This window comes from Nostoc sp. CCY0012 (assembly GCF_963920855.1).
Taxonomy (GTDB): Bacteria; Cyanobacteriota; Cyanobacteriia; order Cyanobacteriales; family Nostocaceae; genus Cyanocohniella.
On record NZ_CAWUDM010000123.1, the window covers coordinates 1 to 15,615 of the forward strand.

A 15,615-nucleotide genomic window follows, 5' to 3' on the forward strand; every position below is an offset into this window, starting at 1 on the left:
AAGCGCAACAGGGAGACATAGCCGGGGCGATCGCACTTTACCAGCAATCTTTGGAAATCTATGAAAGCATCAACAATGTCCGAGGTAAAGCCACCACCCTACACAACATGGCTCGATTAAAAGCGCAACAGGGAGACATAGCCGGGGCGATCGCACTTTACCAGCAATCTTTGGATATCAATGACAGCATCAACGATGTCGCAGGTAAAGCCACCACCCTACACAGCATGGCTTATTGCGAAGGAAAAAGGGGAGATAAAACCCAGGAGTTACAACTAAACCTCCAAGCAGCCCAATTACGCGGACAAGTTCGCGCTTATATAGATTTATACACAACTTTAAATAACTTAGGCCTTACTGATGAAATTAAAGGTCTTATCTACCTTGCTCAAGCTGTTTGGCTGTGTCTACGAATTGAAGTACCTTTAACTAATATAGTAAATACTCTTCAGGTTATGTATAATCGCGTAGACAAAGGGGATGAAATGGAAGCTTTACTAGGTGCAGTTGCTGTGTGTTTATGCCAAATTCGCGGCGCAGGACATCCCCAGTTACAGGAGTTACAACAGCGCAGTTTGAATATTTTATCCAGTGCGGCTATTGACCAAGGGATTGAAACGCCGGAAGCATTTGATAGTTGGTTTGTAAAGCAACGGTTGAATGATCCTGAATATTTTATACCGCAACTCAAGCAACGGTTAGAGGCGATTGTGGGGGATGAGTGGCTATTTGAGCGATTTTAAGTTTTTTCTGTTTCTTATCTCGACGTTCCATAAAAGTAGGTTGGGTTAAGCGATAGCGCAACCCAACAAAGTCTTGAGGATGTTGGGTTTCCTGAAGTCAACCCAACCTACTACTAATTGTAGTTTTTAGCCTTAACTGAACAGTATTACGGTATGGTCTGAAACCCGATTCTGTCGTGCTTCTGGCTGAATACTTACGATATGCAGCCGCGAGTTAAACAAAGTGGAACGACGCGAACACAGGGGTTTTGGGATTGCTTCCCTGCGGTCGCAATGACAATTTTTCTACTGGATATGATATTTATTTCTTAACCCAAACTGACGTTTTCTACCTTCTTTCCGGGAGATATAATTTCTGCCTTAAGAATATGGCACAAACACCCTTAGGTAGATGTAATGTACTCAAAAATTAGTATCAAATATACCAGGAGGATACAAACTTCCTAATTATAAGGAGACTAATTGAATGAATTTCAAAGCAATGTGGCGGCTACTAAAAGAAACATTTAAAGAATGGAGTGAAGATAAAGTTCCCAGGTTAGCAGCAGCATTGGCTTATTACACAATCTTTTCCATAGCACCTTTGCTGATTATTGTTATTGCGGTTGCTGGAGCAGTATTTGGTGAAGATGCCGCTAGAGGTGAAATTGTCAATCAGATTCAAGGATTAGTTGGTACAGATGGAGCAGAATTTATAGAAACAGCTATCCAAAATGCTAATCAACCAGAAACAGGAGGAACTGTAGCCTCAATTATTAGTATTGTAATTTTATTTGTCGGTGCTACTGGTTTATTTTCCGAATTACAAGATTCTCTCAATACAATTTGGGAGGTAAAACCAAAACCCGGACAAGGAGTTATGAATATAATCCGCACCCGCTTTTTATCATTTACCATGATTTTGGGTGTAGGTTTTTTACTATTAGTTTCTCTAGTTGTCAGTGCAGGTTTATCAGCAGTATTAACTTATGTAAGTGGTTTATTACCAGGTGCAGATATTATTTGGCAGATATTGAATTTTGTACTTTCTTTTGTCATTACTACAGTTTTATTTGGCTTGATTTTCAAAGTTCTCCCCGATGTAAAAATCACTTGGGATGATGTTTTAATTGGTGCTATTATCACGTCCTTTTTGTTTGCTATTGGTAGATTTGTCTTAGGACAGTATTTAGGTAATACAACTTTTGGTTCCGCCTATGGCGCTGCCGGTTCATTGGTAGTTATCCTCGCTTGGGTTAACTATGCTGCTCAAATTCTTTTCTTTGGTGCTGAATTTACCCAAGTTTATGCTAGGAGACATGGCAATGGAATGACTCCAACAGAAAATGCCATACCTATAGATGAAGACGTTGCGGCTAATCACAGTAGTAATACATCCATAGGACAAACTAATAATAGAAAAAAACGTCCTCCCAATTTAATCAATCGCATTATGCGTTATTTCCAGCCCAAACGCATCAAACGCAGAAGAAGAATCAATTTTTATTAAAAGAGAGCAATATATTCCAATACTGTTCAGTTAAGGCTAAAAAATAGAATTAGTAGTAGATTGGGTTGACTTCAGGAAACCCAACATCTTCAAGACTTTGTTGGGTTGCGCTATCGCTTAACCCAACCTACTTTTTCTCTTAAGTGAACCATATTGCAATATATTCCTCATCTTCCCCGCTCCCTCTCATCTTCCTACTGCACTAATGAACTGATTTGACTGTAAAATATGACAGTTGTATTCTGCCGCGAACGTTGATTGAGCGTTATACTCTGCCCGAAATGGGCAACCTGTGGACTGAATCTTATAAATTGGAAACCTGGCTTCAGGTAGAGATTGCAGTTTGTGAAGCCCAAGCTGAACTGGGTTATATTCCATCTCCAGCAGTTGAGGAAATTAAAGCTAAGGCTAAATTTGACCCCAAGCGGGTGCTAGAAATTGAGGCCGAAGTTCGTCACGATGTCATTGCCTTTTTAACTAATGTCAATGAGTATGTAGGTGATGCTGGACGTTATATTCACCTGGGGTTAACCAGTTCCGATGTACTGGATACGGCTTTAGGACTGCAATTAGTTGCCAGTTTAGATGTATTATCACAACGTCTGGAAGATTTAATTCAGGCTATTCGCCACAAGGCACGTGAATATCGTTATACGGTAATGATTGGCCGATCGCATGGGATTCATGCTGAACCAATCACTTTTGGTTTTAAACTAGCTGGGTGGTTGGCTGAAGTATTACGGCATCAAGAACGCCTGAAAATTCTCCGGGAAACCATTGCTGTGGGTAAAATTTCTGGTGCGGTGGGAACCTATGCCAATATTGAACCACGAGTAGAAGCGATCGCCTGCGAAAAACTTGGACTCAAACCTGATGCGGCCTCAACACAAGTTATTTCCCGCGATCGCCATGCTGACTATGTGCAACAATTAGCTTTGATTGCCGCATCTATAGAACGCTTTGCTGTGGAAATTCGCAACTTACAAAAAACTGACGTTTTAGAAGTTGAGGAATTTTTCGCTAAAGGTCAAAAAGGCTCATCAGCAATGCCACACAAGCGAAACCCCATCCGTTCAGAACGACTTACAGGAATGGCGCGACTGGTGAGAAGTCATGCTGGTGCAGCTTTAGAAAACGTGGCTTTGTGGCATGAACGGGATATTTCTCACAGTTCTGTAGAACGGGTAGTTTTGCCAGATGCTTGCATTTTGACGCATTTCATGCTTCACGAAATAACCGAACTAGTGAAAAACTTGCTGGTTTACCCTGAGAACATGGAACGGAATCTTAACTGCTACGGCGGTGTAGTCTTTAGTCAAAAAGTGCTACTCGCGTTGATAGATAAGGGATTGAACCGTGAAGAAGCTTATGCGATCGTCCAAGAAAGCGCTCATGCTGCGTGGAATAAGCCAGAAGGAAATTTCCACGAATTAATTACCAAAGACTCACGTGTTACTCAAAAATTGTCGCCAGCAGAAATTGCCACCTGCTTCGACCCACAGCAGCATCTCCGGCATTTAGATCAAGTTTACCAAAGGCTAGGTATTTAGCCGCAGAAGAGGCAGGGGGGCAGGGAGCAGGGAGCAGGGGAGCAGGGAGCAGGGGAGAAAAGAAAATAATTCTTATTGCTGGTTAAATGCTGACAATACCTACTGGATAAGAAATGCGCGCATTTTTCCGGCGTTTCTTGTATTTGCTTCCCCAGCACCCCTTTACCCAGCCTTTTTTCTATCTTTGTCTTTTTTTTTATTTTTGGAAAATATTTTAGTATGGCGTTGGGGAATAATCATATTACTTGCTAGTATTTTCGCAAGTAGTGGGTAGTATAAATAACAAATATAGTTATTTACTAGTGCCTTAATAATCTTAAATGATTGGAATCCTCGCTACACTTTCTGCTTCTGCGGCAGCTGGTATGAGAATAGGCATACCTCTATTAATCATTAGCCTATTACGGGGCATTAATTTATGGTCGGAGATGCCAATTTTATCTCGCATTTCTCCACCAATTTTATTAGGTTGCCTAATTAGTTGGTCGTTAGTAGAATTATTAGCCTCAAAAAGACTATGGGGTCAAAGATTTCTCCAACTAATTCAATTATTACTTTCTCCCCTAGTGGGGGCAATTATGGGATTAGCAGTTGCTGCGGCGACAGAAACTCCCAATTGGCTGATTGTCCTCATTGGTGGTTCATTAGCTTTAGTACTCCAGCTAGTTCAAGTTGGCTGGTTCTATCGCTTGCGCGGCTTACCATTGTGGGCGGTGTTTCTTCAAGATATTTTATGCATTGCTCTAGTACTATTTGCTTTTGATGCTCCTTGGCAAGGAGGATTAATTGCTTTACTTCTCCTCTGGTTTGCAGTGCGTAGTGCTAAACAATGGTATGACTGGTATCGTCAAGGTCGGGCTTATCTAAATCCATGAGAAGACTCACGTTAAGGTATATCTCGTTCATAACTTACATATCCACCAGCTGACGGGGCGACAAACAAGGCTGACGCTCACGGCGAAGCCTGCTCCCCTACCTCTTTTGACTCCCCAATTTCACAATCTTCTGAACTAATGGACTTTCCGGTAAGGTTTAATAGTTAATAGTGGAAGTGTTGAGATTTGTTAACAAGAGATTATGAAGTATAAGCAACTACTGGCTAGCTTGGTTTTAGCTATGGTGATTTTTTTGTTCCCCCTAACAGCGCAAGCCGCTAGTTCTTCTAGTATTACCCGTTCTGTAGGTGAGGAAGTTGAGGCTCAAGATTACTCTGGTCAAAACTTGAACGGGACTGAGTTTACTAATGTAATTTTAAAGAATACTAATTTTAGTAATGCTGATTTTCGTGGTGGCGTGTTTAATGGCTCTCTCTTGGAAGGCGTAAATCTACATGGGGTAGATTTTAGTGAGGGTATAGCTTATCTGACCCAGTTTAAGGGGGCTGATTTGAGTGATGCAGTCTTTACAAATGCCATGATGTTACGTTCTGTCTTTGATAATGTTGACATTACTGGTGCTGATTTTACCAATGCAATTTTAGATGGGCCACAGATCAAAAAACTCTGCGCTCAAGCTAGTGGTGTGAATCCTCAAACTGGTGCGGATACTCGTGAATCTTTAGAATGTAGGTAAAAATACGGCAGTGGGGAGTGGGGAGTAGGGAGTGGGAGGAAAGGAAGCAGGGGGGAAGTTCTTGCACTAAGATCAAAATCTTGCGCCCCCTTGTCTTTTACCAAAAGATAAGGTTTAAAGCCGAGTAGAATTGTGGGCGATAGCTCCCATGCCCCCATGCCCCCTGCTTTGTCACTGTCCACTTACTACTTTTTGTAGAGTAGCGGTAAAGTCTGGATAGGAAATTGCGGCTGCTTCTGCACGGTGAATGGTGGTGATTCCGGTGGAAACAAGAGATGCGATCGCTAGGCTCATGGCAATGCGATGATCTGTATGGCTATCGACATCAGTACCAACTAAGGGTGTACCACCAGTAATTTCCATCCCGTCGGGTAATTCACTGACTTGCGCTCCCATTTTATTGAGTTGCTGGGCCATGACAGTGATGCGATCGCTTTCTTTGACTCGCAACTCGGCTGCATCTCGAATGATGGTTGTACCTTCGGCAAATACGGCTGCTACAGCCAAAATGGGAATTTCATCAATCATTCTGGGGACGATATCGCCGGCAATGGTGCAGCTTTTTAACCGACTGGAACGTACCCGTAAATCTGCTACTGGTTCCCCTGCGACTTCTCGTTGATTTTCCAGTTGAATATCAGCCCCCATGAGTTCTAAGGCTTCTAATATGCCGGTGCGGGTGGGATTGACACCGACGTTTTCCACCACCAGTTCCGAATTAGGGACAATGGCCCCAGCTACTAACCAAAAAGCCGCCGAACTGACATCCCCTGGGACGATGACTTTTTGCCCGTGTAGTTGAGCTGGGCCCATCACAGTCACACTGTTGGTTTCTGGATCAATGCTGAGTTCTGCACCAAAGGCCCGCAGCATTCTTTCACTATGGTCACGGGAAAGGGCTGGTTCGGTGACGGTGGTTTTTCCTTCGGTGAGTAACCCCGCCAGTAATACGCAGGATTTGACTTGGGCTGAAGCAATGGGGGAATGGTAATGAGTCGGTTTGAGGACTTGTCCTTGAATTGCTAAAGGCGCTAAAGAATTGCCTTTGCGTCCCCAAATTTGGGCCCCCATTTGTTGCAAAGGTTTCACTACCCGCGACATGGGACGCGATCGCAAGGAACTATCGCCTGTCACAGTGAAAAATCGTCCTGGATGGGATGCCAACAAACCCAACATCAGCCTCAGTGTGGTACCAGAGTTACCAGCATTCAACACATCCACTGGTTCTTGTAAGTTGCCTAAACCAATGCCCTGCACCCGGACTAATTCTGTGTTCAATGGCGAAATTTCCGCCCCCATAGCTTGAAAACAGCTAGCGGTACTGCGGGGATCTTCACCTAACAGCAACCCTTGGATCTCAGTTTCACCCTGGGCGATCGCTCCTAACATCAAAGCTCGATGGGATATAGATTTATCCCCTGGTACACGAATACAACCTTGTAAAGATAAGCCAGCAGAGGGTCGCTGGATAATTAACTTATGCGAAAGGTCTTTTTGCGTTTCTACGGTTATAACAGAAGCCGACATTAGGTTACACTGGCTCTTGAATACACCGGAAGTTCATCAGTGACTACATTGGCCACCACTAGACACTTCCTGCCTAGTATCGTATCGCTTTTTGTTATCGGAAATTTACCAAAATCTCCCAAAACTAACTTTCAGGTTCAGTCAATGTTTTCTTGCCCAGTGGCTTGTGTTTTACAATATGTCTTTAGGCTGTCTCTTGAGACTATTAATAAAAGTATAATTATTCACAAGCTCTATTGGTCAATTACTGCATATATAACCAGTATTGGGGTTGTAGTAAAACTTTTTATTGAGTTTATTTATTTTCTTTTTACGTTTATTTATTTAGCTTACCAAATTAGCATCTTCAGTTAATATTAAGCATGTTTTACTATTTACTTGCTTTCCCTGACCTGCTAGAGATATTGGTGTTAATTTCATCTTGTTCAATAGCTTTTAGCCCCTATCGCTCCCATGCTAACCTATCACCGCAAGCCCGTATGTCTATCACTTATCTCAACTGACCTGCCATTCTGGTCTGTTGTGGAAACTGCCGGGACACTGTATCAAAAAGATACTGATCGATTCCATTTACTGTTAACTGCACCACCCCTCATTAGTTGTGAAGTAGGGAGTTCCCCCGCTCCAGAAGATACCATTCGCTCAAAACAGAGTCATGCCTATGCCCCTAGCAGTCCTAGAGTTTTGTGGCTGGAAATTTCTCCCTACCGAGTAATTATGACTATGCAAGGTAACGATCAAGTAAGTTATCGTCATTTTTGGGAACAAGGCGTTTATGGCGTGAGCCGTTATTGGTTACCAACCGAGTCATTACAACCGCATAATCCCATTCGCTTACGGAATTTTACAAAAACCCTATTACTCAACGGTCACCATCTGCCAGAACATTTGCGGGTGGAATACGAATTGTGGGGAGAAAAAGTCCAATTAGGAAGTTACATTCTCAATCTAGAAATTAAGCACTAAATATTAAGTATTTTACTAATTCGTGGCAGACCCCACCCGTCAAGCATAGGTAGGGTGGGGATCAGGACAAAGACATGCATAGCTAGTTTACCAACTCGCCAAACTTAGGACTCCACTAACCTTTGGCATATTGTAATAAGCCACATCTTTGTGTTTTTTATCCTGGTGAGACTGGGGATATGAACATCTGAGCATGATTTTCTGCTGCCCATTTTTTGTGTAACTATACTCTGACAAAGGCTTTTGATAAAGAGGACAGGGGTGCGAATTTATCTTAGTTGGGGGCTTTTGCTCACTTCCACTGGTTAAATTTAACTCCAGCAATTGTGGTTAAGCATTCATTACATACTTATAAATTTTCCCAGCAACTGACTGAAATATTTTATTTTATCTTTATGCCCACAATCATCTCATTTTCATGGTTGATTATAACCTTTGAACTATTAATTTCCTGAACCTCATCATTTTCTGTGAGAAACATAGAGTAAACATTAGTTCTCATATCTGCAATATATAGTTTAGATAATATCGGTAGTTGTAAATTAAAAAGATATTTAGGGCCAGTTTTCTGCATTCGCTCTTTGGGCTAGCCTAAAAATCCTTAAGAGATAACAGAATATTTTCATTCATATTAGGTATGATTATGATGCAGATGTCTAAATTTTTGGTTAGTTAAAATACCTTTGAGATAAATCTTCATCTATCTGTAAAGCTGGCTTGTATTTTTATTGCAAATTGTAACAATGCTGTGATAATCTTTAGCTAACTGATGAACGCTCTTGTAATTATTCAATAGTAAACAGGTTCGGGTGATGTTGCAGGTAACTATCTCTTCGGTGGGTTTAAATAGTTGGGATTGTCCACCTTGAAGTGGAGCCTGAGCCTTGTAGTAATCAGAAGTATTTGCAGCCAGTGGTGCAACAAACCAGTCGAATCCTAGTTCAGCATTAGTTTCAGATCCAGTCTGAGAACATCAAAGCAAGTAAGTTATATTCCTTGCCAGTTTGACCTGAACAGGACTTACGTAACCAACCAGGTATTTTCGTCATTGCGACCGTAGGGAAGCAATCTCAAAGCCTTGATTTTCGTAGCGAGTGCGTAAGTCCTGCTGAGTTATTACTTGCCAGCATAAATTTGTGTGTTTAGCCATGCGGATTTTGCTTTTGATAGTCTGTGTGATCTGTTCACTTACTAATAATTCTGCATACTTATTTTACTCTCCCTAACAGTATTTTAGTGGCTGAGTAGGTATTTTTGTACACGTTAAGGCACGGGCAATTTTGGATGGATATCGACAGAAAAAACTTGAACAAGACAATATTGTCTTAGTTCTTAACCGCTTCATTGAGATGAATTGAACGTAATTTTTGAATGGAGAAAGACCTTTTATGCAAATAACCAATCAAATTCATTTCCGTAATGTCCAAGGAGATATTCTTGGCGGGTTAACAGCGGCGGTAGTTGCCTTACCGATGGCATTAGCATTTGGTATCGCTTCTGGTGCAGGTGCGTCGGCTGGGTTATGGGGGGCAATATTAGTCGGATTTTTTGCCGCTTTGTTTGGTGGTACACCAAGCCTCATTTCCGAACCAACAGGCCCTATGACAGTAATTATCACCGCCGTCATTACTGGACTCACAGCCAATAATCCAGAAAATGGTCTGGCAATGGCATTTACTGTAGTGATGATGGCAGGATTATTTCAAATCCTCTTTGGACTATTGCGATTAGGGCGGTATATTACGATGTTGCCCTACAACGTGATTTCTGGCTTTATGACAGGAATTGGCGTGATTTTAATTTTTATGCAATTAGCACCCTTTTTAGGACAAGAAACTCCTAAAGGTGGTGTGATTGGCGTCATCCAGAATCTACCAACGCTCATTACCAATATCAATCCTTGGGAAACTATTTTAGGGGTAATAACTTTAGCAATTCTGTTGTTTTACCCTAGCCAATGGAAAAAAGTGATGCCGCCGCAACTGGTAGCTTTAGTTATCGGTACGGCAATTTCTCTGATTTTTTTTAGTGGTGTTGAAATTCGCACGATCGCCACGATTGGAGAAATTACTCCTGGTTTACCTCAACTGCAAATACCCACTTTTAGCCCTCAAAATTTGCAATTGATGTTTGTGAACTCAGTAGTATTGGGTATGGTAGGTTCCATTGATTGTTTATTAACTTGTCTTGTATCTGACAGTCTCACCCGTACCGAACACAAATCTAACAAAGAATTAATTGGGCAAGGTATTGCTAATTTGATTACTGGCTTATGTGGGGGGATTGCTGGTTCTGGAGCGACAACGGCAACTGTAGTTAATATCCAAGCCGGTGGACGCACGGCATTATCTGGTATTAGTCGGGCTTTAGTACTGTTAATTGTCGTTTTGTGGGCGGCTCCCTTAACTTCTGGTATTCCCTTGGCTGTGTTAGCGGGAATTGTCTTAAAGGTAGGGATTAATATTATTGACTGGGGATTTCTCAAAAGGGTTCACAAAATTTCTTGGAAGGCAGCCGGAATTGTCTATAGTGTGGTACTTCTAACAGTGTTTGTCGATTTAATGGTAGCTGTAGCTGTAGGAGTCTTTATTGCTAACATCTTGACTATTGAACGCCTTGATCAACTTCAATCCAATTCTGTAAAAGCAATTACTGACGCTGATGATCAAATTGTCTTAACTGCCGAAGAAAAAGAAATTTTAGATTCAGCTAACGGGCGAGTTTTACTGTTCCATCTCAGTGGGCCGATGATTTTTGGTGTTGCCAAAGCTATTGAGAGAGAACATCGTGCGATCGCTAATTATGATGTTCTGATTGTTGATTTAAGTGAAGTTCCTATTTTGGGCGTAACTTCTTCTTTGGCGATTGAAAGTGCCATTCAAGAGGTTATTGATGCCGGACGGGACGTGATCATTGTCGGTGCAACCGGAAAGGTAAGAAATCGCTTAGAAAAGTTGGGTATTGCTGGTTTAATTCCGGGACACTACTGGATGAGCGATCGCCTGACTGCACTTCAAACAGGTTTGGCTATGGTACGTGAAAAGCAAGGCTATAGCTATGATGAGACTGACAAACCTTTTCCTTCTCTTTCTTAATCACAGCTTTTTTTTCATATAAAGTTGAAGGACGTCCAATTTTTTAGTTTGACACTATCTTGAAACTTAACATTGGCTTTTGTTGACAGTGAACAGTGAACACTGTACGTTTTGATTCCTGATAGCTTGCGTGGCGTAGCCATAATTATTTGCGTAGGATGGGAGTAGGGAGTGGCTGACAGGTGTAGGTATTTTACAAACGTGCCTGAAATGGAGTTTTTACGTTGGTTAACAACTCAAATTTTAGTTTCTGATTTCCCAACCAAGAACGAAATTTCGTTATTTGAACCACGTTTATCGCTCTGTTTGAGAGTGCCTACTCATACCCAAATAAAAAACCTACACTTGTGAGGTAGGGAGTGGGGAGTGGGGAGTGGGGAGTAGGAAAGAAGATTTTTTGAGTATGCAGAGTTTTTCAATAATTAAATAGGAGTCCTATATGTAGCCAATAATATTGATTAACTAATAAATAAATAAATAAATCATATAATAACACTAAAACACTCACAACAACATTGAGATATATCTTTTTGTGCTATGGATTTATCGTTATTACTTTTCTGGTTTCCAGTTAGGATTCACTAAACTAGTGAGAATATGATCTTCCCATTTTCCATTAATTAATAAATAGTCCCTAGCATATCCCTCCACCAAAAAACCTAATTTTTTTAAGACATTGCCACTGCGCCGATTATGGGGCATATAATTAGCCATAATCCTGTGAAAATTCAATTCTTCAAATACATAATTAGTCGCGGCTCTTAAACCTTCTGTCATGTATCCTTTACCTTGCTCGGCTTCTGCAAGACTATAACCTACGTAACAAAAGTGAGCAGCACCGCGAATAAAATTACTAAAGTTGATAGTACCAATAACTTTTGTGGATTTTTTATTAGGAAAAATAAACAATTTTAACGATTGGTCATGGATGAACTCTAAGACATTATTTTCAATTTGATATTGCCAATACTCCTCGGTAAAGAAATTATCAAACCAATGAGGATAAAAGGGAGTTAGATAAGTTTTATTTTCATGGAAATATTTGAGAATTTGTGGTATATCTTTTTTAATCGCAATTCTTAATGTCAAGCGATCGCTTGTGATGAGTGGCAGTTCTGATCTCATATAAAAGTTAGTTGACTTGATAAATTTTAATCACAGATTTGAGAATTTTTCATCTCTCTCATACCTAACTCATGGGGTTTAATTTTTTTATCAAAAATAGTGAAGTCCCGATAACAAGAGTGAGTCAGATGAGCATTGAACAGATTTGTCCTCCTTAAGTCTGCACCTCGTCAAAAGAGGCAGGGGGGCAGGGAGCAAGGGAGCAAGGGAGCAGTCGATTTTGTCGGTGTAGTAGTTTCCGGTAATTTAACGATATCGTGATGCTGTGTATCCATTCTTTTGGCAAAACTTAAGGTAAAAAGTGATAAATTTGACAGAATTTCGCTGAGTATTACCCACACTTTTGATATCTAAGAGCAAATATTCTTGCTGTATCATCGTACTGCTTGAGTAGTTTGAGCTTTTGGGATATGTGAAGTTAGTGACTATTTTGACAGTGCATCTGCCACATCTTCAAAATCTTGATAAGCTGATTTCTAATATCTACAACGCTTAAATGTAAACTCGTTCGTTGCATCCAAAGGTTGTATTTTTAGAGATCCAACAAGAAAATGGCTCTTGACCAATCCAGTTTGTAAGAAGGATAGTGATGTCGGTGGGAATACGCTACGATTGGCAAAAAGCAGAGATTCAGGCGATATACAACACGCCATTCCTAGAGCTGATTTATCAAGCTGCTAGCGTGCATCGCCAATATCATGACCCAACAAAAATACAAGTTTGCAAGCTCATCTCTATTAAAACAGGGGCTTGCCCGGAAGATTGTAGCTACTGCGCCCAATCTTCTCGCTATAAAACCGAAGTCAAGCCCCAAGCACTGCTAGAAAAGGAAACTGTCTTGAGCATTGCCCAAAAAGCCAAAGAAACTGGCGTTAGTCGTGTTTGTATGGGTGCAGCTTGGCGCGAAGTTCGAGATAATTCCCAATTCGAGACGGTCTTGGAAATGGTCAAGGAAGTCACCGACATGGGTCTAGAAGTGTGCTGCACTCTGGGAATGCTGACTACAGACCAAGCCAAGCGCTTAGAAACAGCAGGACTGTATGCCTATAACCACAACTTAGATACTTCGGCAGATTATTACAATACGATTATTACCACCAGAACTTATGGCGATCGCCTGAATACAATTGATCATGTGCGACAAACAAATGTGACTGTATGTTCTGGCGGCATCCTCGGTTTAGGCGAAAGCATCGATGACCGAGTAGGGATGTTAGAGACTCTGGCCAATTTACATCCTCACCCAGAGTCCGTACCGATTAACATTCTTTCCCAAGTCCCTGGTACACCTTTAGAAAATCAACCAGATGTCCCCATTTGGGAAATAGTCCGCATGATAGCCACAGCGAGAATTGTCATGCCGGCTTCTGATGTACGTCTGAGCGCTGGTCGGGCCAGACTTTCTCAGGTGGAACAAGCGCTATGCTTCATGGCCGGGGCAAATTCCATTTTCTCCAGCGATGATAATAAAATGCTGACAGTGACTACTCCCTGTCCAGATTACGACGCTGACAAAGAAATGCTGAATTTGCTGGGTTTAGAAATGCGTCCGCCGCACCAAAGACCGGAAAAAGTGGCAACGTCTGCGGTTGTGAGTTAACGAAACTTACTCTCAATGAGCGTATCAGTCTAGTAGTGGACTGTCTCAGCTAAAATGTTGCATTACATTTATCTTGTAGGATGGGCGTTTCGCCCGTCCGGTGCAGGTAAAACGCCCGCACTACAAGAGTTATATCTATCACATCATTTTAGGCGTATCAGTCCACTACCAGATAAAAATAACCGCGAGTCAATTTAAGCTAGACAATTTAATTCACCAGATTTCTGGCTAAAGCGGTGATTTTCCCGGTAGTCTACAGGACAATCGATGACAGCAGGTACATCTTGCGCCAAAGCTTCTTTGAGTACGGGTATAAAATCAGTTGCAGATTCAACTCTGTAACCTTTTAAACCCATGCTTTCAGCTAACTTGACAAAATCAGGATTACCAAAATGCACAAAAGATGAATTACCTTTGCCAAATTGATTTTCTTGCTTCCATTCAATTAACCCATAGCCACCATCATTAAAGATTAGGGTGACAAAAGGAGTACCCACACGCAAGGCGGTTTCTAATTCCTGACAATTCATCATAAAACCGCCATCACCAGTAGCGGCGACAACCTTACGGTTAGGAGAAACCAGTTTTGCGGCTAAAGCACCAGGAATAGCTATACCCATGGCCGCAAAGCCATTGGAAATCAGGCAAGTATTGGGACTATGACAATGATAATGGCGGGCAATCCACATTTTATGTGCGCCCACATCAGAGATGACAATATCATCAGGCCCCATTACCTGGCGTAAATCATAAATTAGTTTTTGCGGTTTAATGGGAAAACCATCATCATGAGCATACTGTTCGTAATCAGCACGAATATTTTCCCGTAAACTAATGGCATAAGGATTGGGTTTACTTTGTCTATCTGCCAATTTTAAAATTTCATTCACAGAATCAGAAATATCACCTATTACTTCCACGTGGGGAATATAACTACTGTCAATTTCCGCAGATGTGGTGGCAATATGAATAATGGGAATTTCACCGTGAGGATTCCATTTTTTCGGGGAAAATTCGATTAAATCATAGCCAATAGCAATGACTAAATCTGTATTATCAAAACCACAGGTAATGAAATCTCGCTGTTGTAATCCTACCGACCACAAAGCCAAAGGATGAGTATAAGGAATCACACCTTTACCCATGAAAGTATTGACAACAGGAATATTCATCTGGGTAGCGAATTGCGTCACAGCATCACTAGCTTGAGCGCGAATGGCCCCATTTCCGACTAAGATAATGGGATTAACTGCTTGAGAAATAGCAGCAGCGGCGGCCCGAATACTAGCAAAAGAAGCATAGGTTTTTTCAGTATTATCCTTTCTCAACGGTTTGCCTTCCACTGGCATGGCCGCAATATTTTCTGGCAAATCAATGTGAACTGCACCCGGTTTTTCAGTTTGCGATCGCTTGAATGCTTTCCGCACTACTTCTGGTGTAATACTCGGTCGCACTATTTGTTTATTCCACTTGGTTACAGGTGCAAACATCGCCACCAAATCCAAATATTGATGAGATTCGATGTGCATTCTATCGGTTCCCACCTGACCTGTAATGGCCACTAAAGGCGCACCATCGAGGTTAGCATCTGCCACCCCAGTCATTAAATTAGTTGCCCCAGGCCCCAAAGTAGAAAGACATACCCCGGCTTTTCCCGTCAACCGTCCGTAGACATCGGCCATGAAAGCTGCACCTTGTTCATGACGAGTAGTAATAAATTTAATGGAAGAATGTTTAAGTGCTTCTAAAACGTGTAAATTCTCTTCACCAGGAAGACCAAAAACATATTGCACTCCTTCATTTTCTAGGCATTGCACCAATAATTCAGCAGTATTCATTTTATTTCCTCATTTGTTATAGATATTGGGGACTGAAGAGGCAGGGGGACAAGGTGACAAGGTGACAAGGTGACAAGGTGACAAGGTGACAAGGTGACAAGGTGACAAGG

General features: G+C 41.5%; 11 protein-coding genes. 8 read left to right on the top strand and 3 right to left on the bottom strand.

What is annotated here, in order from left to right; translation table 11 throughout:
* The 5 genes from ACM0OS_RS24685 to ACM0OS_RS24705 all read left to right on the top strand — a co-directional run.
* The coding region (locus ACM0OS_RS24685) for a tetratricopeptide repeat protein (protein WP_414545819.1) at positions 1-743 on the top strand (743 nt) is incomplete at its 5' end.
* A 466-nt stretch (positions 744-1,209) separates the two neighbouring features.
* A complete protein-coding gene (locus tag ACM0OS_RS24690; protein ID WP_414545820.1) occupies positions 1,210-2,232 on the top strand; it encodes a YihY/virulence factor BrkB family protein in 1,023 nt (340 codons plus the stop codon).
* 254 nt (positions 2,233-2,486) lie between these two features.
* Entirely contained in the window at positions 2,487-3,782 is a 1,296-nt protein-coding gene (gene purB, locus ACM0OS_RS24695; RefSeq protein WP_414545829.1) for an adenylosuccinate lyase, read from the top strand.
* Between the two features lie 320 nt (positions 3,783-4,102).
* Positions 4,103-4,657 (top strand): DUF4126 domain-containing protein, encoded by a 555-nt coding sequence (locus ACM0OS_RS24700; RefSeq protein WP_414545821.1) that lies wholly within the window; start codon positions 4,103-4,105, stop codon positions 4,655-4,657.
* 202 nt (positions 4,658-4,859) lie between these two features.
* Positions 4,860-5,354 carry a pentapeptide repeat-containing protein gene (locus ACM0OS_RS24705; protein ID WP_414545822.1) on the top strand — a complete coding sequence of 165 codons (495 nt, stop codon included), beginning with the start codon at positions 4,860-4,862 and terminating at the stop codon, positions 5,352-5,354.
* Positions 5,355-5,525: 171 nt separating this feature from the next.
* Here ACM0OS_RS24705 and aroA read toward each other — a convergent pair whose 3' ends face one another.
* Complete coding sequence (gene aroA, locus ACM0OS_RS24710) at positions 5,526-6,881, bottom strand: 3-phosphoshikimate 1-carboxyvinyltransferase (RefSeq protein ID WP_414545823.1); 1,356 nt, start codon at positions 6,879-6,881, stop codon at positions 5,526-5,528.
* A gap of 453 nt (positions 6,882-7,334) precedes the next feature.
* On the opposite strand from aroA, the gene ACM0OS_RS24715 reads away from it, so the two are divergent.
* Entirely contained in the window at positions 7,335-7,847 is a 513-nt protein-coding gene (locus tag ACM0OS_RS24715) for a hypothetical protein (protein WP_414545824.1), read from the top strand.
* Between the two features lie 1,388 nt (positions 7,848-9,235).
* Positions 9,236-10,942, top strand: a complete 1,707-nt coding sequence (locus ACM0OS_RS24720; protein ID WP_414545825.1) for a SulP family inorganic anion transporter — start codon at positions 9,236-9,238, stop codon at positions 10,940-10,942.
* Between the two features lie 552 nt (positions 10,943-11,494).
* On the opposite strand, the gene ACM0OS_RS24725 is transcribed toward ACM0OS_RS24720, so the two are convergent.
* The gene (locus ACM0OS_RS24725) at positions 11,495-12,067 is read right to left on the bottom strand and encodes a GNAT family N-acetyltransferase (protein ID WP_414545826.1); all 573 of its coding nucleotides are present in this window, start codon (positions 12,065-12,067) and stop codon (positions 11,495-11,497) included.
* Between the two features lie 589 nt (positions 12,068-12,656).
* Here ACM0OS_RS24725 and bioB point away from each other — a divergent pair.
* Positions 12,657-13,667 (top strand): biotin synthase BioB, encoded by a 1,011-nt coding sequence (bioB, locus tag ACM0OS_RS24730; RefSeq protein WP_414545827.1) that lies wholly within the window; start codon positions 12,657-12,659, stop codon positions 13,665-13,667.
* Between the two features lie 194 nt (positions 13,668-13,861).
* Here bioB and ACM0OS_RS24735 read toward each other — a convergent pair whose 3' ends face one another.
* Positions 13,862-15,505 carry an acetolactate synthase large subunit gene (locus ACM0OS_RS24735; protein WP_414545828.1) on the bottom strand — a complete coding sequence of 548 codons (1,644 nt, stop codon included), beginning with the start codon at positions 15,503-15,505 and terminating at the stop codon, positions 13,862-13,864.
* Positions 15,506-15,615: the final 110 nt, after the last annotated feature.